The 20,864-nt window shown below is 66.1% G+C and carries 21 protein-coding genes and 3 pseudogenes; 16 read left to right on the top strand and 8 right to left on the bottom strand.

Translation table 11 applies throughout. The annotated features are described in order from the left end of the window. Window positions 1–149: 149 nt before the first annotated feature. The 3 genes from ACZ4NT_RS28940 to ACZ4NT_RS28930 all read left to right on the top strand — a co-directional run bounded on the left by ACZ4NT_RS28940 (window position 150) and on the right by ACZ4NT_RS28930 (window position 1,142). A complete protein-coding gene (locus ACZ4NT_RS28940) occupies window positions 150–374 on the top strand; it encodes a cold shock domain-containing protein (protein ID WP_121407709.1) in 225 nt (74 codons plus the stop codon). 39 nt (window positions 375–413) lie between these two features. Further along, window positions 414–746 carry a hypothetical protein gene (locus ACZ4NT_RS28935; RefSeq protein WP_467728252.1) on the top strand — a complete coding sequence of 111 codons (333 nt, stop codon included), beginning with the start codon at window positions 414–416 and terminating at the stop codon, window positions 744–746. Window positions 747–980: 234 nt separating this feature from the next. Next, entirely contained in the window at window positions 981–1,142 is a 162-nt protein-coding gene (locus ACZ4NT_RS28930) for a hypothetical protein (RefSeq protein WP_467728251.1), read from the top strand. A gap of 779 nt (window positions 1,143–1,921) precedes the next feature. Here ACZ4NT_RS28930 and ACZ4NT_RS28925 read toward each other — a convergent pair. Next, window positions 1,922–2,368, bottom strand: a complete 447-nt coding sequence (locus ACZ4NT_RS28925) for a hypothetical protein (RefSeq protein ID WP_467728250.1) — start codon at window positions 2,366–2,368, stop codon at window positions 1,922–1,924. A 196-nt stretch (window positions 2,369–2,564) separates the two neighbouring features. Between ACZ4NT_RS28925 and ACZ4NT_RS28920 the strand changes: the two genes are divergently transcribed. The 3 genes from ACZ4NT_RS28920 (at window position 2,565) to ACZ4NT_RS28910 (ending at window position 4,399) form a co-directional block, all read left to right on the top strand. After that, complete coding sequence (locus ACZ4NT_RS28920) at window positions 2,565–2,762, top strand: DUF6247 family protein (RefSeq protein WP_467728249.1); 198 nt, start codon at window positions 2,565–2,567, stop codon at window positions 2,760–2,762. Window positions 2,763–3,164: 402 nt separating this feature from the next. Continuing rightward, the gene (locus tag ACZ4NT_RS28915; protein WP_467728248.1) at window positions 3,165–3,461 is read left to right on the top strand and encodes a hypothetical protein; all 297 of its coding nucleotides are present in this window, start codon (window positions 3,165–3,167) and stop codon (window positions 3,459–3,461) included. Beyond that, complete coding sequence (locus ACZ4NT_RS28910; RefSeq protein ID WP_467728347.1) at window positions 3,461–4,399, top strand: ATP-grasp domain-containing protein; 939 nt, start codon at window positions 3,461–3,463, stop codon at window positions 4,397–4,399. The genes ACZ4NT_RS28915 and ACZ4NT_RS28910 overlap by 1 nt, the downstream gene beginning before the upstream one ends. Before the next feature lie 472 nt (window positions 4,400–4,871). Here ACZ4NT_RS28910 and ACZ4NT_RS28905 read toward each other — a convergent pair whose 3' ends face one another. Continuing rightward, complete coding sequence (locus ACZ4NT_RS28905) at window positions 4,872–5,429, bottom strand: hypothetical protein (protein ID WP_467728346.1); 558 nt, start codon at window positions 5,427–5,429, stop codon at window positions 4,872–4,874. A gap of 540 nt (window positions 5,430–5,969) precedes the next feature. Here ACZ4NT_RS28905 and ACZ4NT_RS28900 point away from each other — a divergent pair. The 6 genes and pseudogenes from ACZ4NT_RS28900 to ACZ4NT_RS28875 all read left to right on the top strand — a co-directional run. Further along, a pseudogene (locus ACZ4NT_RS28900) lies at window positions 5,970–6,206 on the top strand (GNAT family N-acetyltransferase); the annotation flags it as partial. A 324-nt stretch (window positions 6,207–6,530) separates the two neighbouring features. Beyond that, window positions 6,531–7,556: a hypothetical protein gene (locus ACZ4NT_RS28895; RefSeq protein ID WP_467728247.1), complete on the top strand. Its 1,026-nt coding sequence runs from the start codon at window positions 6,531–6,533 to the stop codon at window positions 7,554–7,556. Window positions 7,557–8,116: 560 nt separating this feature from the next. Continuing rightward, entirely contained in the window at window positions 8,117–8,452 is a 336-nt protein-coding gene (locus ACZ4NT_RS28890; RefSeq protein WP_467728246.1) for a hypothetical protein, read from the top strand. A gap of 887 nt (window positions 8,453–9,339) precedes the next feature. Further along, window positions 9,340–9,915 (top strand): DUF5994 family protein, encoded by a 576-nt coding sequence (locus tag ACZ4NT_RS28885; RefSeq protein ID WP_121407702.1) that lies wholly within the window; start codon window positions 9,340–9,342, stop codon window positions 9,913–9,915. A gap of 5 nt (window positions 9,916–9,920) precedes the next feature. Beyond that, the gene (locus ACZ4NT_RS28880) at window positions 9,921–10,109 is read left to right on the top strand and encodes a hypothetical protein (RefSeq protein WP_147464409.1); all 189 of its coding nucleotides are present in this window, start codon (window positions 9,921–9,923) and stop codon (window positions 10,107–10,109) included. A 300-nt stretch (window positions 10,110–10,409) separates the two neighbouring features. Continuing rightward, a pseudogene (locus ACZ4NT_RS28875) lies at window positions 10,410–10,520 on the top strand (IS21-like element helper ATPase IstB); the annotation flags it as partial. A 22-nt stretch (window positions 10,521–10,542) separates the two neighbouring features. Here ACZ4NT_RS28875 and ACZ4NT_RS28870 read toward each other — a convergent pair. Next, window positions 10,543–10,926 carry a ribosomal protein L7/L12 gene (locus ACZ4NT_RS28870; RefSeq protein ID WP_467728245.1) on the bottom strand — a complete coding sequence of 128 codons (384 nt, stop codon included), beginning with the start codon at window positions 10,924–10,926 and terminating at the stop codon, window positions 10,543–10,545. Window positions 10,927–11,696: 770 nt separating this feature from the next. After that, window positions 11,697–12,476: pseudogene (locus tag ACZ4NT_RS28865) on the bottom strand (DNA polymerase III subunit alpha); the annotation flags it as partial. A gap of 90 nt (window positions 12,477–12,566) precedes the next feature. On the opposite strand from ACZ4NT_RS28865, the gene ACZ4NT_RS28860 reads away from it, so the two are divergent. Then, complete coding sequence (locus ACZ4NT_RS28860) at window positions 12,567–13,370, top strand: hypothetical protein (protein WP_467728244.1); 804 nt, start codon at window positions 12,567–12,569, stop codon at window positions 13,368–13,370. Between the two features lie 61 nt (window positions 13,371–13,431). Next, a complete protein-coding gene (locus ACZ4NT_RS28855; protein WP_467728243.1) occupies window positions 13,432–13,737 on the top strand; it encodes a hypothetical protein in 306 nt (101 codons plus the stop codon). A gap of 766 nt (window positions 13,738–14,503) precedes the next feature. Here the strand turns inward: ACZ4NT_RS28855 and ACZ4NT_RS28850 are convergent. The 3 genes from ACZ4NT_RS28850 to ACZ4NT_RS28840 form a co-directional block, all read right to left on the bottom strand. Beyond that, on the bottom strand, window positions 14,504–15,454 hold the full coding sequence (locus tag ACZ4NT_RS28850; protein ID WP_467728242.1) for an alpha/beta hydrolase family protein: 951 nt from the start codon (window positions 15,452–15,454) through the stop codon (window positions 14,504–14,506). Window positions 15,455–15,662: 208 nt separating this feature from the next. Continuing rightward, complete coding sequence (locus ACZ4NT_RS28845) at window positions 15,663–15,995, bottom strand: hypothetical protein (RefSeq protein WP_467728241.1); 333 nt, start codon at window positions 15,993–15,995, stop codon at window positions 15,663–15,665. Window positions 15,996–16,451: 456 nt separating this feature from the next. Next, entirely contained in the window at window positions 16,452–16,835 is a 384-nt protein-coding gene (locus tag ACZ4NT_RS28840; protein ID WP_467728240.1) for a hypothetical protein, read from the bottom strand. 17 nt (window positions 16,836–16,852) lie between these two features. On the opposite strand from ACZ4NT_RS28840, the gene ACZ4NT_RS28835 reads away from it, so the two are divergent. Both ACZ4NT_RS28835 and ACZ4NT_RS28830 read left to right on the top strand, forming a co-directional pair. Beyond that, window positions 16,853–17,236 (top strand): protein NO VEIN domain-containing protein, encoded by a 384-nt coding sequence (locus ACZ4NT_RS28835; protein WP_467728345.1) that lies wholly within the window; start codon window positions 16,853–16,855, stop codon window positions 17,234–17,236. Window positions 17,237–17,808: 572 nt separating this feature from the next. Next, window positions 17,809–19,758, top strand: a complete 1,950-nt coding sequence (locus ACZ4NT_RS28830; RefSeq protein ID WP_467728239.1) for a hypothetical protein — start codon at window positions 17,809–17,811, stop codon at window positions 19,756–19,758. Between the two features lie 368 nt (window positions 19,759–20,126). On the opposite strand, the gene ACZ4NT_RS28825 is transcribed toward ACZ4NT_RS28830, so the two are convergent. Then, window positions 20,127–20,669 (bottom strand): GNAT family N-acetyltransferase, encoded by a 543-nt coding sequence (locus tag ACZ4NT_RS28825; RefSeq protein WP_467728238.1) that lies wholly within the window; start codon window positions 20,667–20,669, stop codon window positions 20,127–20,129. Between the last annotated feature and the right edge of the window lie 195 nt (window positions 20,670–20,864).

The following is a 20,864-nucleotide window of genomic DNA, read 5'->3' as shown; positions in this document are numbered from 1 at the left end:
CCGCTGCCAGCAACACCTCCAGACGGCCTCGACACACAGCAGCCTCTGTGACACCGATGCACGAGACGGCGAAGAACCCAAGACGAGTGCACCGATGCCAAGCTGAGCCCCTGATACGTCAGCGCAACCGGGACTCGTATAGTCACTGCATGGTGATGGCGACTGTCCGTGAGTGGTACGACGAGGAAGGGTGGGGGGTGCTCGACTCTCCCGAGACACCCGGCGGTTGTTGGGGCCACTACGCCGACATCCAGACGAAGGGCTTCCATACGCTGTCGCCTGGGCAACGTGTAGATCTCCAGTGGGAAGCCCCCGGCTTCAAGCAGGACGGCTACCACTACCGGGCAGTGAACATAGTGCCTCGGCCGGCCTGACATCGAACTTCGGACGACAACGACGGTAGACAGCGAGCGATGCTGACCGAGGACGACGCGCGCCGACTGGTGCTTGCCGAGATCGACGACGTACGGGGCCGCGTTGCATACGACCTTCAGATCCTGCGCGTGGAGGCCTTGCCGTTCGGGTGGATCTTCCACTGGGGCGCGACCTGGGACGGCCAGGGCGGACAGCGGCCTCGGCTGGGCGGCAACGGTCCTTTCCTAGTGGATCGTGAGAACGAGCGGCTGATCCGCACAGCCACCAGCGCCCCCCTGGCCCGTCAGATCGCCGACTACGAACGCCGACTACGACGCGAAGCTCACGCCCGGAACCTGGCAGCAAAGCAGGCCGCACAACAAGCGCAGTAACACAACCCCAGCGGCTGCCCCACCTATTGGCGTCCCTCAGGCGTCTCGTCACGACCGAAATGATCGCCGTGGACCGAGCTGACTACGGGGCCATGCTCACTCGCCCCATGGCAGCTCCAGCCCAGAGGCTCGGAGTCGATCTCTCAGCGCCATAGGCCGCAGCCGGGACGGCAATTCACGCGACCTCATCGGATGTAGCCTTCCTGTCCAACCGATGGTCTCTGGAGGATCCCCGTGCACACCACCGTTTTCCTGCTGCGGAGCGCGCTGGGCCTCGCCGGCGGGCTGGTGTTCCTGGGGGAGTTGAACCGCCAAGCCTCGGGGCGGGGCTGGAGGAAGCCGCGCGTCTGCTCCGCGATGGCAGCTGTGCTGCTCGCCGGGTTGCTCACCGTCTAGAGATCACCAGGCGACGTGCCTCTCCCATGCTCGTTCGGTCGATGCGGGCGGAGAGCCACGTGCCGGTTGACCAGCTCGCTTGCCCGATACCCGGCGATGCCCGGTGGCACGGAGGTCGTGCCTCGGGGGTGACGGCGAGGATCGGCGGCGGCTTGACGGTTCGTGGGACGCACGGACGATATCGGGGTACGTACGCCCAGGACCCGTCGCGTCCTCCACCAACCGGCCGACACGGGCATCCGCCGGCCGAGCGCCGTCCGTCGACATCGAAAGCCTGAGCGTGCGGTCTCGATGAACTGCCAGAACCCGTCCGTTTCCATGACGCAGGTCTCTGCCGCCCGCGTAGGACAGACGCTCCCGCGAAGCGACGGGGAGATCTGTCAGCGGCTCCCCACACTTGCCGCGCATGAGCTTGATCGGAGGGTACGTGCCGCTGACGCCTGACCAGGCACCTCGGGCTCTGCGAACTGTGCCGTGGGCCTCGGATGGGCGGGCGACGACCTGGGCGGGTTGACGGCTGGCGACGTCGCGGAGCAGCGTTTCGCCTGGGTCTACGAGCTGGAACTGGAGGAGGACTACATCCTGCCCACCGTGGTGGTGGTGCACGGTGTGGCGCCGGCTGAGGTGCTCCGTCGGCTGCATGGCGACTCGGAAGCGGGCCGGCTCCTGACGGTTCGGCAAGCCGCAAGCGAGATGGTTGGGGATGGCCGTGACGAGACCCTGGTCGGTGTCGGTACCGTCGACATGGCCTCGGTCATGCGGAGGCGGCCCTTCTCCCTTCACGCCGAGTCTTGCCCGCTGAACCCGGAATCGTGTCCCCCGGCGGGCCGATGTGGCCGGCGTTCCGGAAGCCGTGTGATCGCGGCGCTCACTGCCAGCCCGAGCGTGAAACCGACAGCGGAGCCAACGCTGTGCGCCCAGGCATCGTCGAGGGAGCCGGGCAGGACGGCTCTCGTGTGCCGGCTCGCAGCCGACAGGACTGTTACCGCGGCCAGTATGGCCGTCCAGCGGTACCGCACCCCGTCGATGATGTCGCCGTAAAAGAGGAGCAGCAGTCCCATGCCGAACTCCTCGTCCCAGCCGATCGCAGTGAGCCCGGCCCCGAAGGCAAGCGCGAACAGCCAGAGTTCCACCAGTTGCCGGACGAACGTGGGTGGCTGCCGTCTTGCACCACGCGGGGGCCGGAAGAACCGTGTGACGTGTTGGATCATCGCGTACTTCTGCATGACTCGCGTCCCGTTCCCCCGGGGGTAGCCGACTTCTGCCGGCGCTCGGTAGTAGGACGCACAGGAGCAGGACGCGGTTGTGGTGAAGTGTCGTCTCGGGGAGCCAGAGGCGGTTGATCTTCGCCTCTGGTGAGGACTGCCGAATGAGCATGTGTGACAAGCCGCGTGCCGTGCTTGTGACAACCATCCCCCGCCGGTGCCCGCGTTCGAGCAGGACTGGGCAGGCGCGTTGGACGACGCCCGTCACTCCTTCAGCCTCGCCCTGGTCCACGACGTCGTCCGCAGCTGGCGCGCCCGCCTCGCTTCGGCTCCGGCTGTCAACGCCTTCTTCGCGGGCGGGTGCGGCGACCCGGACGGCATTGACCTGGACCAGGTCCTCGGGGCCTGCGCGTGAGTGAGCTTCCACCCCGGCCTGCCCGCCTGTCGCCCCAAGCAGCAAGCAGCAAGCACTACGAGTTCGCGCAGCGCGGCATAATGCCGCTGCCACTCCACCGGCCACTGCGGGTTCCAGTCCTCCTCCACGGTCTTTGGCGCCGCCTTCCACTCCGCGTGGCCGGGCCGGCACAAGGACGGCGCAGGTTGGACAGCCACTGATCCACCGGCTTGTCCAGGGCCGCCGCCGACCGGGGCGCGCACAGCGTGCAGTGCTGCTCGTAGTACGGCTTCCAGGTTCTCCTGGAAGCCGCTCATGACAACATCCCGCTTTCAAAGTCGGTAGTTGACGCAGCGACAATCTGGCCGGCCCCTGTCGAGATGCAAAGGTTGCCTGGTTGCGCTTACCTTGGTAAGAGACTCGATGACTCAGGACAAGATGCAGGTGATGTCGATGTCGTCGTCACAGTTCAGATTTGGAGAATCTCTCCCGAGAGATGCTGAAGGTGTCGTTCATAGTCCACCGCCGATCATCTTCCACGTGCAGTCTGACGGCCGTCGGCTAGTGTCCGGGCCGGAAGAGCTCAAAGAGTGGGAAGACTCCTTCCGGAAGACCACCGGCATCAACGTGGATATCGAGACTCCGCTTTCACGGATGGCGTCCGAGTCGTTGTCCGGGGGCATATGGGATGACTCAATCACGGATCCGGATATGTGCTGATGATCCTCGCCGTCTCGGTCAAGGATGATCTTCACGCTCGAGTCCTGCAGCATACGGCATTGAGCCGTGGCTATCGTGATTTCCACATCGCCGAATGCGACCAAATCAGCGGTCGCCACAGCCTGACTTGGAGTTCCCATGGAGACGCCCCCAACACCATCCTGACTGGTGAGGGGATGTCAGTCCCCATCAGTGATGTCTCCGTGGTCTGGTGGCGAAGGACGATGGCGAGGCAGCAGGCGTGGGAGAACGCAGTAGATGATCATCAGCGACGCGTGGTGAACACGGAGTCCCGGGGAGCATTCAGCGGTATTTTTGCGGCGTCTTATCAGGGGCAATGGATTTCTTTCCCGGAGGCCACCAGTCGTGCCGCCGATAAGCTCTATCAGCTTACTGTGGCGCGGCAGGCTGGATTCCGGGTTCCGCGTACGATGGTGTCGCAGTCCCGTGCCGACGTAGTTGAATTCGCCCGACAAGTGGGGCGCGTCATCGTTAAGCCAATGGTAGGTGTGCCTGGTCCGATGATGTTCACCGAGTACGTCGATGACCCGGCTGACATCCCAGAGGAGTCCTTCAATGCGTGCCCGGCAATGTATCAGGAATACATCCCGGGGCACCGGCATGTGAGGCTCAACTGCTTTGGCGGCAAAATGTATGCCGCTCTGATCGAGACAGGCAACCTGGACTCGCGCGCCGATCTCAACGTACCGATATCAAAATGGGTAATCCCTGATGATGTAGCGCGGCAGACTTTTGCGGTGCTTCAGAAACTCGATTTGCGCATGGGGATCATCGACATCAAATTGACTCCGCGAGGGGAGCCAGTATGGCTCGAGGTGAATCCTCAGGGGCAGTTCCTCTTCCTTCAACCGCTTCTGGGTGAACCGCTGGCAGATCACTTCCTCGACTTCCTGCTGTCCTGCGATGGGGGAGCGTAGGGGGCTCCTCTCGACTTCTGAGCTTCACAGTGTGGTGTCGGCGCGGGGTAACGACTGGTGACTCCTGCGGTACGCTCCGCGCGCGTGACTCTGTTGGGCAGGATCGTCAACTCGGCGCGGCCGCCGCCCAGAGCGCGGGTGATCGCCTCCACCGCGAGACGCTGCACAAGATCATCGTCGTACTCACCGCGGCCTTCTTCTGCGGGCTTCAGCAGGGTGCGGAGGAGTTCGGCGTCGAATCCGTCGTGCAGGGCCTCTCCTGCCCCATGGGGTCCGCCGCTGCGGCAAAGCCCACGCCACGCCCCCACGCCACGACGTCCTTTGCGGCGGCGACATGGTCTGCCAGACCGCCGCCGGCTCCACCTGTCGGCGACGGCTGAAACGTCGACCGGTAGCGAGCCTCGGGTTCTTCAGCCGGCTCACTCGCCAAGCGTCGCCGACACTCGTGCGCCTCCCGCACACCCGGCTCGGCTCAGCGCCGTGTCTCGTCCACCTCCGCGAAGCCCTCGTCACGGTTCCAGCGCAGCAGCGTCGCCCATTCCGTCGACATGCTTTCGAAACGCAGGTCCTGAGAGCCGCGCACGGCGGACACCTTCTCCCACCCGTCGAAGTCTTCGGTGACCTTCGTGTCCCACCGGGATGGGCCATCGGTACCGACGGCGGCTACCGACTCCGTGGGAGGCTCGCCGTCCGCGCAGTAGGGCCCCCAGTTCGCGATGACCGCGACGGTGGCGCCGAACGGCGTCACCGTCATGCTCCCGCACGGATCGGAGGTGGTCCGGTGCACCAGGTGCGGCGCGCTCCAAGCCCGTGCTCCTGGCGTGCGGTGCTGCTCCACGAGCCCGCGCCCCCTCGCGTAGGAAAAGCCCACCCGGCTGCCGTCGTCGAGCGTGACCTCCTCCTCGAAGCGGGCGTGCGCCGGTGGCGCAGTAGTCGCGCCCCCGGGCCCCGAATCCGGCTTCCCGCACGCCACCGCGAACCCCAGCAGCACCACCGCCGCGGCCGCAGCCGCCGGCCGAACGCCGCGCATCTTCAACTTCCCTCCCTCGCCCACCCCGTACCGGGGACGTCCGGCAGACGCTACGGGATGCCGGCACCGACCGGCGGGCCTCGGGGTGGTTTCGACAGCAGCACGGGCACGGAGAGGTGCTGTCGAGTGCGATGACCGACGCCGTCGGGGTCCGGGGCCCTGACCGCGTCGGTGCGCTGGGTTCAGGCAGGTGGAAGCGGCCCTGCGACGGTGACCGTGCCAGTCCACCAGTCCGGTTGATCGGGTGCGTGCCAGAGGACGTCGAGCCGGCGGTGAGTGAGGTCCTCCGCCTTGTGAACCAGGGCCGCCCGCGCGATGTCCGGCTCGGACGAGGGCGGAGGACCAGCGAGAGTGCCGTCGGCGATGCCGGCCGGTCCGGTGAAGTGAACGGCGTACCTCCATCCCTTCGGGATTCGGTACAGCACAAGGATGGTCGGCGTCCCGAAGGTCCGCCAGCACGGCGGCCGTTTGCTCACCACGCTGGCACGGTACTGCGGACTCACCGCCCATCCGGCGCGTCCGGCGTCACTGCCGACGTAGCTGCGACTGCGTCCGCTCACCGACGCCGACGCGGCGTTGCTCTACGCGCTGCACAAAAGCGCCAACGTCCTGCATTACTGGGACTCCCCGCCGTGGACCGAACCGGCCGACGCCCAGCGCTTCATCGAGACCTGCCGGACGATCGAGGAGAAAGGCACGGGAGCGCGGGTGGCCGTCGACCGCGTCTCCGACGGCGCGTTCATCGGCTGGTGCGGCCTGACCGGCTGTAGCCCGGACCGTCTGCGTATTCACCATCGGCGAGATGCTCCACTTCAAGGGGTTCGGCCACGGCGTGACGGCCGATGGAGATCGTGATGGACCATGTCCTGACCGGCGGCGGTGCGGACGAAATGGACGCGTCAAGGTCGTCCCTGTCCAGGTGGTACGTGGCGACGAACCGTGCGCGTGGACGGACATCCACACGGCGATTGTGGAGCTGCTCGTGGGGCATCTGCCGGCAACGGACCGGCGGTAGCGCTCTGCCGGGTGGCGTCCGTGCCGGAGCTCTTCGTGGGTCGGCCACGAGGGCCGTTGTCAGAGGTGATTGGCAAGATTGGGGTCATGAATGTCGCTCCTGTCACTCCGCCACGGCCGATCGACGTTGCCGCGGTCTTTCCCCAACTGGCACCGCTGGCCCGCACGGCGACCCGCCTGCACCCCCGCCCTGGGGCGCCGACGTGGCACGAAAGCTCGATCGGCGGGCCGCTGCTGTGGCCCGCCGAGGAGCCGTGGCCGCACTGTGAGGAACCGCATGAGGTGGACGGCATCAACCCAGCCCGGTCCCCGGCGGATCTGCGGCTGGAACGACGGATCTTCGCCGCCTCGCACGGCCGGGACCTGACTCCGGAGGAGCGGGAGACCCTCGAGCGGATCCGGCCCCCTCGGACGTATCCGGTGAGGCTGGCGGTCCAGGCGTACGACGGCCCCATAGCGATGCTGCCCGTCGCGCAGCTGTACGTACGGGATGTGCCCGATCTGAGCCCGCCGGAAGGCAAGGACCTGCTGCAGGTTCTGTGGTGCCCCTTCGATCATCCGATCATGCCAAGGACCCTGCTCTTCTGGCGTTCGGCGGCCGCCGTCACCGACATCCTCGACACGCCCCCCGAGCCGCCCGCAGTGCAGTTCGACGGCTATCTACCGGAACCGTGCGTGCTCGAACCGGAGCAGATCACCGAGTACCCGGACCATCTGGAGCTGAGTGAAGAAATGCGGGAGCAGCTCAAGGAATGGAGCGTGCCGCAGGCAGCGGAGGAAGACATGGACCTGGACACGTACTACGACTGTGTGCTGTCCAACGCACCCGGCTGGAAGGTCGGCGGCTGGCCCGCTTGGAACTCCACCGACCCCAGCTCGCAGCCCTGCTCCGAGTGCGGCACCGGCATGGAGGTCCTGATGACCGTCGCCACGTTCGAGGAAGGGGACGACGCCGGGAACAGCTGGTCTCCGCACCCCCACCCAGGTGCCGGACCGTACCCCGGCCACCGCGGCTACAACGCGACCGGGGTCCAGATAGGCAGCGGCTACCGGCAGCACCTGTTCGTCTGCCCGGCAGAGCCCGAGCATCCGCACATCGAGTTGATGACGTAGCCCGTCCGCAGTGTGCAGCCGGGGCGTCACGGTGCGGGCATGCCGTGACGCCGGGTGGCCGCGAGGCTCGGGGTGCCTACCTGCGGCCCGGCATCCAAGAAGGAAGCAGGCCATCCCTGACACGACCGCGACGCATCGCCCCAGGTTGAGCGTGGTGAGCTCGCCGGTCGGTAATGCTGCGCACGCGACGAGGGCTCGGGTCCTCCGATGGAGCCCGAACCACTGGTCTTCGCGTTCGTGGGCGGCTGAGGGCTCTGGCCAGTTCACGACGCGCGGCGCCTTGACCGGGACCGGGCCTGCGGTGGTGGTCACGGCCCATGACGCCGGACGGCACGTCTGGCCAATAGCGCAACCACGGAATCGAGGGCAGAGGCTGGAAGTTCCGGAGCACCGAGGCCGACGCTGACCGCTAGGTCATCCATACGCACAGGAGTCTCGACCAGTCAGGTCCACTTCCTGCGGGCGCAGGCCGGAGCTTCGTCGTATCCCCCCAGCGGTCACGAGCGGTCACGAGCGGTCACGAGCGGCCACACGGGCCCGCAGCTACCCCCAAGAGACGCATGATGCCCCATCAGGATCCCCACGTCCTCGGGCGGATCATGCACGCCCATACAGTCACAGTCGCAGCCCTGCTTGCTCTCACCGCCCTTACCGGCTGCGGCAGCGACGACAAGGCCGACCCGGTTGCCTGCAAGGCCGCCATCGAGCAGCAGGTCCTCGATGCCATGAAGAACGGGCAGCACGTCTTCCACCCCGCCGAGTGCGACGGTGTCGGCGACGCGACCGTGCGGGGCGACAGGGCGGAGCTCGCCGGTAAGCACGCCACCGACGACCTCCACGATGCTCTGGACGATGTCGACGACTACGTCGACGGGGTCGAGACCGACGCCCCCTGACGCGAGCAGAGGTGGCGCCCGTGGCCGGCATCCGCAACGGCGCCCCTACTGCCGCCTTGCCGCCGCCGTGAAGCAACTCGGCCATCCCTGCTGGATCTGCGGACTGACATCCCAATTGACGTCGGCCGCCGCCCCCCGCTTTCACCCTCGACCACGACGGGGTGCGCTGCCAGGCGCTATACCGAACCGGCTCCAGCTGACGGGCTCTTGTTGTCTCCCGGCTCCGTGGGGCCCGCGATGCGTTGGTCTGTTTGGGGGAGATCCGAGACCATATGGAACGGGCATATGCCGGATGGTGTCCTAAGGTCAGCGACATCGATTCCACTGGAGGACCTGCCCATGGCCGGAACGGCCGTCCGCGTCGAACGGGAACGCCGCTTGATCGGCGAACGTACGGTGCCGGCCGCGGGTCGAACTCTTGCCGCTGGATGAGGCCCAGCCTCTCGTGCGGTAGCTGTACCCCGGGACAGACGGCCACGCCGTCTCAAAGCCAGCCGTCTGTCCCGGCCCACCCATCCCGCACGGGACGAGGGCGATCATTAGTATGGGGTCTCCGCACGTCAGAGCCCTATTCGACGCGGCCCCCGGTTAGGGCTGCTGCGCCACCCCGGCCGCCGCGGTTGCGTCGCCCGCCGGCATCGAAGCCGACTCGTGCGGATGCCGCCCCGGCTGCGACTGCTGCAAGTGACCCGAAGCCAATCGAATGCGTTTCACGATACTCCCGCCGACCCCCGGAAAGTACCTGGTCACGCCGGTCATAGTCCGCCGAGCAGGCGTACAGTGAAGACACCGGGAGTACTTCGCACACTGGCTTTCACGCGGGTGTCATTTCCGGCGACCACGATAAACCGGGCTGTCGACGGGCAGTCCGGGGGCAGGTCTGCATCATGACCACGACCTTCGACCGGACCGCGCCCCGCGACCTCGCCGCAGAGCTTCCGGCACGCTTGTCCCTCACTCCGAAGACCACGCTCGCCGGCCAGTTGGACGGGGCCTGGTGGCCCTACTCCCGCGACCTCGAAACCGAGCTCCCAGCGCTCGCCGCCGCCCTGCAGGATCCCTGGGGGCGCATCACCCGCGTCACCGTGAATCCCACCCGCTGGCCCGTCGTCCCGCACACGGTTGCCGTGGACGGGCGCACGTTGCACGTGGGTTGGTTCACCGAACAGGACCCCGACAAGCTCATTCTGCTCTCCTACACCGTCGGCCGCTGGGACCTCCTCGTCATCCCGCCCGAGACTGCAGCCACCGCCGCGGCCCGCCTGATGGCCGCTGCCGCGATTCCGGGCAGCTTCTTCACGGCGGGCGTCCTGATGACCAACGAAGCCGTCATCGGGCGCGGCATCCGTGACGCCGTGCGCCGGGAAGCCACCTGGGAGGGCGAGGGCGGGGCCTGCATGTCTCCCTTCGGGTGCCCGATGAAACGAAGCGCCTTGCCGCAGCCCGGGAACGGCTGGAGGTGAGCTCCGTGGAGACCCTCGTCATCATCGCGGTGATGGTCCTCGCGGCCGGCGTCGGAATGCGCTTGATCCACCTGCTCAACGCCCAGCACGACGCACGGATCGCGGCCTACCACTTTAGCGACCCCCTGCCGAGACCTCCGGGCCTGCCGGACGACACCAGTCGTCGAGCCCACCGCACGAATGCCGACCGGTGAGGAACGGGCCTTCCTACGACCCGGGCAGCGGGTGAGGGCGCCACGGTGCCCCTACCCGCCGGCTTCTCGCTCGCCCCGAAGGGAACACGCCCACGTGAAGGACATCGAGACCCACACACTGGCCCGCTCGGGCGAGCCGAGGTATGGATCATCGCGCACACGCCCGAAGTCGCCCGAGCGGTCGCGGTAGAGCTCAGGCACTTCGTTGAACACCCGAACCAGGACATGTCGATTCGGGAGCATCTGCGAACCATCAGTCACGAGCACACAAGCTAGAGGCTTGTCCACGGGGCGCCATTGGTTGCCCTCGCCAGCTACGAGTGGATCAAGAAGAGCCGGCCGCTCCGCCTGATCTCTGACTCCGCCACCGGCAAGTCCCACATGCTCATCTCCTTGGGCACCGAAGCCGCGTAGCCAATGCTTCAACGTAGTTTCAGAGGCTGAGGCCGGTGGGCCCATAGGTGCTGCAGAACTCGCAATCACAGCTGGTCAGGGAGTTCGCCTGGCAATGGGCCGTCGGCCAATAGCGGGATGCGCATTGGCCGGGGTCGAGCAGCGTCTCGTCACGAGGCACCGTCCGGTCGCACCAGGTGCACCGGACGGCCGCGGGCACACCGGCCTCCTGCAGGCGCCGGGCTGCGACGACGGCCGTGTCGAGCGGGGCTTCTTCCAGAACCGCCGCAGGGGCACTGCCCAGAAGAAGCTTGCTCCGCCACAGGCTCAGTCCGGTCACCGCTCCAACAGCCTGCAGGGCTCTTTGTCCCCCGTTCCCGGATTCGGTCACCAGCACGGTGAACCCTGGCGCCTCCATGGACACGTCTCCTTCTGCGACAGGACAGCCGCCCTCAGTATGTCGACGGAGAGAGCCCTCGGCCCATCAGCTTTCAGACCGCTCAGCTGTCACGCATCGGCGCCTCCACGAAGTCCGGTCAGGGCCGGTCTCAACGATCTCCGTCGGTCGGGTGACGTCATCTCCGGGGTTCTGGCTCACTTTTCGTGAATCCATACGCGGAGTGACGCTTGTCGGGCGGCCGGGGCCGCGGGAAGCTGCCTGAAAATGTTTTGTCCTCAGGGCGGTTTGGTTGACAGTTCGACCCGTGGAAGAAGTTGCGGCGGAGTTCGAAGACCGGTCCGGCTCCCCTGGCCAAGGGGACACCGCTTCGCCGACCGCACCCGGGCCAGTCACGCGACCGTCCATGAACTGTTGACCCCCGGACTCAGTTGCAGGGCGATTGGCCGCCAACTCGGCATGAACTTGCTCACCGTCAAGCTCTTCGCCGACGGAGCCCTCCCGGAGGACCTCTTCCGCGGGCAGTGGCAGGGCCGTCCGTCCAAGCCCGACCGTTCAAGCCCTACCTGGATGACCGCTGGAACCAGGGCTGTATTTGAACAGGCGAAGGCGTGCACAGCTCGGGCTTGGGCCTTGCGGTGCTTCGCGTTGTCCTCCTCCTCCTCGCCGGGCTGCAGGGCCCGGCCGGGGCGTTTGCGGTGCGGGACGACGAGCCCGGTGTTGATGTATGCGCCGTCGCCGAGGACGGTCACGGCGTCGCAGTGCCTGGTCAAACCGGAGTCGCGCCAGGCCTTCGAGTCAGCGGTACGTCTGGGCCGGCACCGCTGGGTGGTCGAGCCTAGGGACTCCAACTGGAAGAGACCGACCGTGTCGGAGGCTTGGATGAGCTTGAAAGCGAGCGGGTCGTCGAGGTCGACGTGATCGGGGTTGTCCAAGTCGAGGACCCGGCCGGTGGCCCGATGGATTTCGGCGACGGCGGGGGCCACGGAGCTCTGCATCCGCACGCCCAGCACATCGGGCTTCAGAAGGCCGAGATCTTCGACATCCTCCTTGTCTGCCTGCAACCTCGCGTAGCCGGCCGGGGTGGGCTGCGCGAGGACGCGGTCCAGCAAGGACGCGTTGGAGATGATCACCCCGCTGGGGTGCATGGCGTAGCCGCGGGGGAGAGCGTCCAGGCCTGCCGCGAGCTCCCACAGCGGACCGAACTGATGGGCGCGACCAACGAGTTGCCGCAGTTGCGGTAGTCCGGCGAGGGCGCCGCGGATGTCCCGGGCACGGATGTGCGAGAAGCTCTTGGCGATGTCCCCGATCACCTGCGGTGGGATGCCGAGGGCAGGTCCTGTCTCGCGCAGGACGTGCCGGGCTCGACAGGTCTCGGGCATCCCGGTGGCCGCGGTCCGCTCCTTGCCGAATCACTCGATGATCGCGTCGTGCACCTCAAGGCGCCGCTCGGACTCCACGTCCAGGTCGATGTCGTGCAGCGACGTGCGCCGCGCATTGAGGAAGTGTTCGAAGAGCAGCCGGTGCTGAAGCGGATTGGCCGTGGCCACGAAAAGTGCGTGGGACTGGGAAGGTCCTGGTCATGCCGGAGATGATGACGAACCGAACCCTCAAGACGTCGTCGACCTCATATGATCACACTCATGGCTGTCACACCTTCCATTCCAGTGCTGCGCGGCAGCGGGGGTGCCGTCCTCCGGCACGACGGGGCGGCGCTGACCCTGCGCCGCGCAGAGGAGGAAATACGCATCCCCCTGGAGGCCGTCCACGACGTCGTGACGAGCGGACGGACCGTCACCGTCGAGCTACGGATGCCGCAGGGCACCCAGGCTGTCGTGCAGCGGGTGGACGGTGTCAGCGAGGCCGCAGCAGGCATGTTCGCCACAGCAGTGAACGCTGCCGTGGCTCAACTCCCCGATTCGGACCCGTCCCTTGACGGAGCCGCACTCGTGACCACCCGCTCCCTTGCCGACCCGCACGCCCTAGGCGTCCGAGACAAGTTCCTCGCATCGGGCCTGATCATGGCCGTGTTCAGCCCCGGCCTTGCGGCGCTCGTAGCCAGCAGCACGATTGTCGTCGTCCGCGGGAGACCGGCCGGTCTCCTGGTCACTTTCGTGTTGGGCATCGTGGGACTGGGCCTGAACGCGGCTTGCTTCATCCTGGCGTCGCAGGCCAAGAACATGTGGCACCTGCCCCGACGTGGAATCACGGTGCAGGCCGAATTCGCCTTCCGCGGCAAGTCGACACGGACGTACGAATACACGGACCAGCACGGCGAGACCCACACCTTCAAAACGTCACGGGGGACCACCCACGTCGAGATCGCCTACGACCCGCGTCACCCCCACATCGCGGTCGGCGTCTCCTCCGTCTTCGTGCGCCTGCTGATGACGCTCGCGGCCCTGCTCTCGTGGTCTGCCGCCATTGCGTGGTTCGCCTTGATGATCTTCGCGGCCATCGACGGCGTGTGACCGACCAGATCACCTCACGCAAGAAACGCGACGGTCAGCCGCGCCTGGAGAAGCCGCCACCATGGCCCGGCCCAGTGCCATGGCTCGTCTCAAGCTCATCCCCGGGATCGGCCCCCGGACCGCCGCGGAAACCCTCCAGCGGACCCTCGGCGCACCAGACGCCCTCACCCTCGGCGACCTCCACCTGCCCGTCCAGATCGGCTACGCCCTCACCGGCCGCGGCGACGGCACCGACGAGATGATCCTGCAGCTCCTCGCCCCCTGCGCAGGACAACGCCACCTGGCAGCGCGCCTCATCCTGCTCGGCGGCCCCCTGCCCGACCGGCGCGCCCACCGAGCGCCCCACAGTCTTATCGCACACCTATGACCCAACCGGAGACGCTTGCCAGGCGGAGGAGTTGATTCACACCGGCTTCACCCCGCTCCTCTTCGCCGGGCGAAGGCACCCAACCGGTTAAGCCACCGCAACAGATCTGCGCTATCCCGAGGGCGCGCAAAGGCGAGATGCCGAACAGACGGCAACGGACACGCCCCTGTTGTCTTCTGGTTCTGTGGGGGCCCGCGGCGATTGGTCTGTTCGGGGGAGATCCGAGTTCATGTGGAACCGGCATATGCCGAATGATGTCCCATGGGAGTCAGCGATATCAACTCTACTGGAGGACCTGCTCGTGACCGGAAATGCCTCCCGTGCCGAGCGGGATGCCCGCCTGATTGGTGAATGGCTGGACGGTGCCGACTGCTGGCCGAACTCTTACCCCTGAATGAGACCCGCCTCTTCGTGCGGTAGCTATCCCCGGGACAGACGGCCACGCCGTCTCAAAGCCAGCCGTCTGTCCCGGCCCACCCATCCGCACGGGATGAGGGAGACCATCAGTATAGGTCTGCGCAGGTGACGGCCTTCTGCTCCGACCTCAGGTTCTTCCTGGCGCCAGTATCTCCGGCCTGCCCCCCACTACCGCGCAACAGGAAGCCGTTCACTGAACCGACAGATTTGATTTCAGGGGCAGTTCCTGTTGATCAGACGGTCGCCTTGCCTGGTCCGGCGCGGCGCGTCGCCCCCGCTAGAAGCGAGATGGACGAGCCCCCCACCGGCAGGCCCTCGACGTCCTGTGGGCGGCGCAGCTCCTCGTCCCCTACACAGGACAGCGCCACTGACCACCAGACGGGCGTTGCTGGCGGAGCCAGCCGTTCAGCCGATCGAGGTATCCCGGTACCAGCTCGCTGGTGTCGGGTAGTTGCAACCGGTGATTCGCTCCGGGGAAGACGTCCACCGTAAGAGTCGCTCGGCGCGGGCGTGCCGCGTCGCAGGCAGTCCGGCTTAGCGTGTGCACGCTGTCGGCGACTGGAACCAACGAGTCCTCGCCGCCGAAGAAGGCCAGATGGGGGCAGCGCAGCCTTCGAAGATCACGGACTGGGTTGTGATCTTGCTTCCGCCTGAGGAATGTCCACAGCGGTTCGTCCATATCGGCCCAGAAGTAGGCCAGCCCAGGCGGCTGCCCGGCAGCGTCGACGATGCGCGCTGCCGTCGCGAAGTCCGCGCCCCCGCGGCCCGCCTCGATGAGCCGATCGTACAGAGCAAGCGTGCGCGCATGGTCCTGCGGACAGTCGGCGTGCGATGAGGCCAGATGACGTGCCAGCGCGTAGCGTTCCTGTTCCGCCGGGCTTACCGCAGGACAACTATTGGTGACCACCCAGGGAATGTCGTCGCGGCCCGCTGCTGCCCGCAGCACAACCCAGCCGCCCTCACTGTGACCGAAGAGACCCACCGTGCCGCAGTCCAACTCGGGCTGGGAACGAAGGAGATCGAGGGCCGCGGCCGCGTCGGCGGCCAGCTCTGCCAGTGTCCCCGCGCGCCAGTCACCGGAGGACTCGCCGACGCCTCGTTTGTCGTAAGACAGCACGGCGAACCCCGCGCTGAGCAAATGTCGGCGCAGCGGCGGAAACAACGTGTCGTTGTTCCTGTCGGAGTCCCCGGACCCTCCGACCAGCACAACTCCGGCATGGACTGCTTCCTGCTGCGGCAGCCCGAGGCTGCCGGCCAGCCTTACCGGTCCGCTGGCAAATGTGACCTCTCGCGTACCCATGATCTCCACCCGCGTCCGTCTCTGGTTTACGTCTGCTCAGCTGTCTGCTCACCAGTTCAGCAGCTGGGCGGGCGCTGGCTGCGAATGCTGTGACGATTGCGCCCTGCATCAGTCAATTGACGCCGGCGGGGTTTGCCCAGGTCGGCTCCGCCGCGCTGAGTGGCCTGGGCAACACCTGAACTGACTCAGCTGCACCTCTGCCCGTGCCTCAGTAGTCGGTTAGGTCCACGATCACGTCGCAGTGTGGATCGTCGGAAGGCTGATGCAGGTGCTCGTTGGCCAGAAATGCCGGAGAAACCAGAGAGCCGAGCAGACCAGGGCCTGCATTGCTGACCACTACGTCCACGCCGTACGTGCGGTTCCGCTCAGGTGAACGGAAGTAGAGGCGCATACGGTCGTCGCCGGTGATGATCGCGCCGATGAACAGCGGCTTCCAGGACACGTGCGTGGTGACGAAGGAGCGCACGAGGTCGAGGAGATGGCCCGTGGTCGCCTGCTCGGTGCCGGGTTCGGGTTCGGGTGAATTCACATGTTGGCCCATGCGGGACACTTGTTCCTCGGTTGGTTGTGGCAGTAGGCCGTGATGACGCCAATCTTCTGACCTCGCCCGGCATCGTAGGGCCGTCCGTCGTCTTGCGCGTGTACTGCACGACGACGGTGAACTTCACCTGCCGCGGTCTTGGGCCTGTTTCGATGACCACCCCGTCGTATTCCAGATGACCGTGGTGGTCGTTGCGGTCCACGCGTCCGTGAAGGGCCGCGGCCAGCGAGGAGCATTTTTTGATGTTGTGGCGGCCGGTGAAGTGGTACCAGCCCAGGTCCGAGTTCCCGTAGCGGGTGACGATGTGCCTCCTTTCGGATCGTTGGTCTGGCATTTGACTGTTTGTCCCACTGATGCGGTACCTCGGGCACCGGGGCAGCGCCAGCGGTTCCCGACATCAGGAAGCGGCGCCCACCGTTGCGGCGGCCAGTGTCGTGATCTTCTTCATGGAAGTGATCACATCATCGCGAACCGGATACCCAACAGGCATCTATCGGACAGGACGAGGCTGGGTGCCGGCCGCCCGCTTCCACGGCCGCTCGTGTGAGGTTGAGCCGCCGGGCGAGGGGCGGCGGTGGTCGTGGTCGGTGTGCCGGAAGCCGACGGCATCGGGGGAGTGGGGGGATCGACGAAGCGTTCTTGGCGCAGGGCGCACAGGTTGCCCTGGAAGCGCATGATCGCGTTCATCGGCGGCACGTGATCGATAGCGGCGGACTTGCCGCTGGTTCTGCAGCAACCGACGTGCAGCGTCTTGTGCCGACGCGAAACTGGCGGCGAAGGCGTCATCGTCCCCGCACTCGCCACAGGCAGGAGGTAGTCGTCGTCGGTGAAGTACCTCACCCGCCAGCCAAGGCTGGATTGCCCACCCCGGCCAAAGCCACGACCGCAACGCCGAACAACTCACCACCGCCCACTGCGAACAACAGGGCTGGACGGTCGAGAAGCTCGGCGAACCCTACGGCCTGCGCTGCACCCGCGCCGCCGAGGAACGCCACGTCGAGGTCAAGGGCACCACCGGGGCCGCCACCAGCGTCGAACTCACCATCAACAACGTCCTGTACGCCCGGGACAAGGACCACACCGTCGATCTGTATGTCGTCAGTGACATCAAGGTCGACACCAACACCGACCCCTACACGGCCAGCGGCGGCACAGTCTCGCAGTACTGGGGCTGGGAGCCCGCCGCAGAAGACCTCCGGCCCCGAAAGTACGAGTACTGCCTCCCCGACCGCATCCCCTGAGCGCAACACGTCCCGTAGCCCGGCTCCCGGGAGCGGTGCAGCCCAGACATCCCAGCGCGGTGCTGCCACATCCGAGGAGAGACCCCCGTCCCATCCCGCACCCCGCCGCAAAGACCGTGGCCGCCGACGACGGTGCGCAACGCTCCGATACGTATGTGGCCCTAGAGAACGAGAACGAGGATGTGGCGCGTTATATCGTCCCTGTGACGCAGCCGGGTCAAGATACGTTCGTGACTATTAATTCGGATGTCAACTCATGCAACACCGCTGGTTTTTGTGTCCCATGAACAGACATTGACACGACTTTTGATCACTGCAGCATTTGTCCGAGCGGTTCTCTCGACAACAGCGGCATGGTGGCGAGAATGGAAGACCACGTCACGCGAGGGGGGGGCAGCGTGTCAGCGTATTTCCGCCAGAGTGGCGAGCGGTCTCGAGACTGGCTGAGGTACCTGACAGCTGTAGGCGCCGGCGGGGCAGCTGTCGCCCTGTCCGCGACGTGGGCCTCTGGTCCGCTAGCCGCCGGAATCGGGGCCGCGGTCACGACTGTCTACACAGTAGTCACCGATCAGGTGCGACCGCAGCGCAGAGAAGCGCACCAGACGGCGCTCCTGCGCACTGCCGCGGGCAGTATCCCTCGTCTTGAGCAGGTGGACCGTCCTGAGCTGGCAGGCGTTCATCCCGCCGACGGACACCCCGATCATCAGCTCGCACCCCCCTACGTCGAGCGCGATGCACACCTTGACGTCAAATGGGCCGTGCAAGAGAAGGCTTTCGTTCTCATCGTGGGGGAGTCGACGGCAGGCAAGACGCGGCTCGCGTATGAGGTCGCGCGTTTGTGTCTTCCTAAGTACACGTTCGTGCGCCCTCTGACCAGGTCGGCACTCCCGCATGCCATCAAGGTGGCCAGGCGTCGCCGCCGCGCCGTCCTCTGGCTGGATGATCTCGAAAACTACCTGGGAGCTGACGGGCTGACAGCCTCTGAGATGGCTGGCTTGATGGACGGCGGTTTCGGCCAAGTCGTGGTGCTGGCAACGATGCGTTCGGAAGAGTTCCGTCACTACGACGCACGGGAGGAGAGCCGGCTCACGGGGTCGGACCGAGATGCTTGGCGAGTCCAACGCGAAGTCCTTCACATGGCTACCCAGGTGCGATTGGATCGCCGCTGGTCGGCCGAAGAGCGGACTCGCGCTGACGCGCAACCGGATCCACGAGTCCAACTGGCTTTGCGGAGCTGCGACCGCTTCGGGCTCGCTGAAGTCCTGGCGGCAGGACCAGAGTTATTGGCGGCATGGGAGAACGCCTGGGCGCCGGGAGCGAATCCGCGGGGCGCAGCAATCGTCGCAGCGGCAGTCGACTGCCGCAGGTCGGGGTTACGAAGGCCAGCAAGCAGGCAGTGGCTGCACGACTTCCATCTGCCCTATCTTGCCGAGCGTGGCGGACCAGACCTGCAGCCCGAACCCTTTTCCGAAGCGATGCAATGGGCCTGCAAGGCTGCCTATGCCACAAGCGGCCTTCTGATCGGCAACTACAGTGAGGGATACACAGCCTTCGACTACCTGCTGAGTACTCCAGGGCTACCCCGCGTTCCCGATCACCTTTGGGAAGGGCTCTTATCGCGGGTGAGGGCAGCAGACGCTTACGACATGGGAATTCTCGCGCACCAGGCGAACCAACTGGGACGAGCGACCCAAGCTCTGGAGCGTGCTCGTGCTGGCGGGATCACAAGAGCGGAATACCCGCTGGCGATCGCAGTTGGCGAGCGTGGCCGACCGCTCGAAGCGGCCCGGAGCCTGGAAGGCATCATGCGGCACAGGCGGGCCCGGCTTGGCCCTTGCCATCCCGAGACCCTGGCGTGCATCCATCAGTGGGCGTTCTTCACTGGAGAAGCTGGTGAAGCGCAGGCCGCTGCTGAGGCATTCCGGGACCTGGTCACCGCCACGGCCGTGACGCTGGGGCCCGCGCACGCTGACACACTCGCCGCCCGGCATCAGTGTGCCTACTTCACTGGGGAAGCGGGGAACGCTGCATCCGCAGTAGAGCAGCTTGAGGAACTTCGGCACTTCCGCACACAGTTGGAGGGACCCAGCAGCCCCCAAGTGCTTGCCGTCCGGCGCAGCCTCATATGGTTCTCCGCCATGACCGATGGCCTCGCAGCGGCCGAGCAGGAACTGGACCAGCTGGCAGCGTGCGCCAAGGAAAGCTTGGAGCCAGGCGACCCGCACCTACTCGCCATCCGCAGCACCCAGGCGGACTTCCATGTACGAGCAGGCCGGACCCGGGAGGCGATCGCGGTGTTCACAGAGTTGTTCACGGAACGCAGCAGAATTCTGGGACGGGACCATCCTCACGCCCTCCACACCCGGCTGCAACGAGCTCAAGCACTTATGAGCCTTGGCCGCACCGATCCGGCGTGGCAGGAGCTCGTACAGATCATGAACGACGCCCAAGCAGTACTGGAGCCAGAGCATCGCCATCTCGTTCTCGCGCGATCTTTGCTCCGCCAAATGCAAGGGCCTTGAAGGCCAAGTCCTCTTACCTGCGCTGCGGGGCGAGTTGATCGCCGGGTTGCGTGGGGAGTAATTCCGAAGCGGGCTGCCCTCCGGAGGGCACTGAATCGCCGCCACATGTTGTCCCGTATGGGCTCGAGTCATTGAGTGAGGGCCAAGTTGTGGACCCGGGCGATGCCGAGCGTGGCTTGGTGAACGCTGCTGCCCAGTACCGGCAATCGCCTGGGTTGAGAGCGTTCAACCGAGGCAAGCGGCAGGACCGCCTTTGGGCCGCAGCTGGGGCGTGACGCACCAGGGCGCACCGGGCGGGATGCCGGTGGGCCCCTCGTGCCTCGGCGGTCGCCCTGCACTCCGAAAGGTGACAGTCCTCTTTGCTGCCATCAACGAGTGGTTGTGACGTCCTGGTCCGATGACAGTTCGAACACCCGCACTCGACGACCACAACTGGGATCGACAGTCTCACCGACCGGATGCATCCCCAGTTTCGTCATGATGCGTTCCGAGGCACCGTTGCCGAGCTGGACGACGCTGACAATCCGGCCCAGTCCGCAGTCCTCAAACCCGAATCGCACTGCAGCCGCAGCGGCCTCCGTGGCCAGGCCCTGCCCCCAATAGGCACGCCCCAGCCGCCAGCCAACCTCAACTGCAGGTAGGAGCTCCGGCATGAAGTCGGGGACCGAAAGACCGGTGAACCCGGCCAGTTCGCCAGTTGAGCGGATCTCCACGGCGAACAGGCCGAAGCCCTGCCTGTCCCACTCGCGCTCCATCGCTTCGATCCCTCGGCGAGTTTGCTGTTCGTCACGGACACTGCCATCACCGATCCACCGCATCACCTCGGGATCTGCATTGACAGCAGCCATGGGCACAACGTCATCCGCGTGCCAACGACGCAGGACTAACCGGGGAGTTTCAAGCAGGACCATCCGAGCATTCTGGCCCACAGAGACCCCTCGCACCTTCCTTACCTGAGACTTCAGATACACGCCCTACTGATCTTTTCGTAAGTTCGGTGGGTGTGCTGGTCGCGTGGGTGGGAGGCTTTCGGGGTGGCTTATCAACCCTCACCTTCGGCTGCGGGCTCGTCTCTTCCTCCGTTGTCACGGCCTCAGTTGGCGGAG

It is taken from the genome of Streptomyces sp. NPDC026417 (genome assembly GCF_055567695.1).
This window is presented reverse-complemented; position numbering and strand designations above follow the sequence as displayed.

Coding starts and splice junctions, on each gene's coding strand:
- ACZ4NT_RS28940 (WP_121407709.1), top strand. CDS start 150: ATGGTGATGGCGACTGTCCGTGAGTGGTACGACGAGGAAGGGTGGGGG.
- ACZ4NT_RS28935 (WP_467728252.1), top strand. CDS start 414: ATGCTGACCGAGGACGACGCGCGCCGACTGGTGCTTGCCGAGATCGAC.
- ACZ4NT_RS28925 (WP_467728250.1), bottom strand. CDS start 2,368: ATGCAGAAGTACGCGATGATCCAACACGTCACACGGTTCTTCCGGCCC.
- ACZ4NT_RS28915 (WP_467728248.1), top strand. CDS start 3,165: ATGACTCAGGACAAGATGCAGGTGATGTCGATGTCGTCGTCACAGTTC.
- ACZ4NT_RS28910 (WP_467728347.1), top strand. CDS start 3,461: ATGATCCTCGCCGTCTCGGTCAAGGATGATCTTCACGCTCGAGTCCTG.
- ACZ4NT_RS28905 (WP_467728346.1), bottom strand. CDS start 5,429: ATGCGCGGCGTTCGGCCGGCGGCTGCGGCCGCGGCGGTGGTGCTGCTG.
- ACZ4NT_RS28895 (WP_467728247.1), top strand. CDS start 6,531: ATGAATGTCGCTCCTGTCACTCCGCCACGGCCGATCGACGTTGCCGCG.
- ACZ4NT_RS28890 (WP_467728246.1), top strand. CDS start 8,117: ATGATGCCCCATCAGGATCCCCACGTCCTCGGGCGGATCATGCACGCC.
- ACZ4NT_RS28885 (WP_121407702.1), top strand. CDS start 9,340: ATGACCACGACCTTCGACCGGACCGCGCCCCGCGACCTCGCCGCAGAG.
- ACZ4NT_RS28855 (WP_467728243.1), top strand. CDS start 13,432: ATGGCCCGGCCCAGTGCCATGGCTCGTCTCAAGCTCATCCCCGGGATC.
- ACZ4NT_RS28850 (WP_467728242.1), bottom strand. CDS start 15,454: ATGGGTACGCGAGAGGTCACATTTGCCAGCGGACCGGTAAGGCTGGCC.
- ACZ4NT_RS28845 (WP_467728241.1), bottom strand. CDS start 15,995: ATGGGCCAACATGTGAATTCACCCGAACCCGAACCCGGCACCGAGCAG.
- ACZ4NT_RS28825 (WP_467728238.1), bottom strand. CDS start 20,669: ATGGTCCTGCTTGAAACTCCCCGGTTAGTCCTGCGTCGTTGGCACGCG.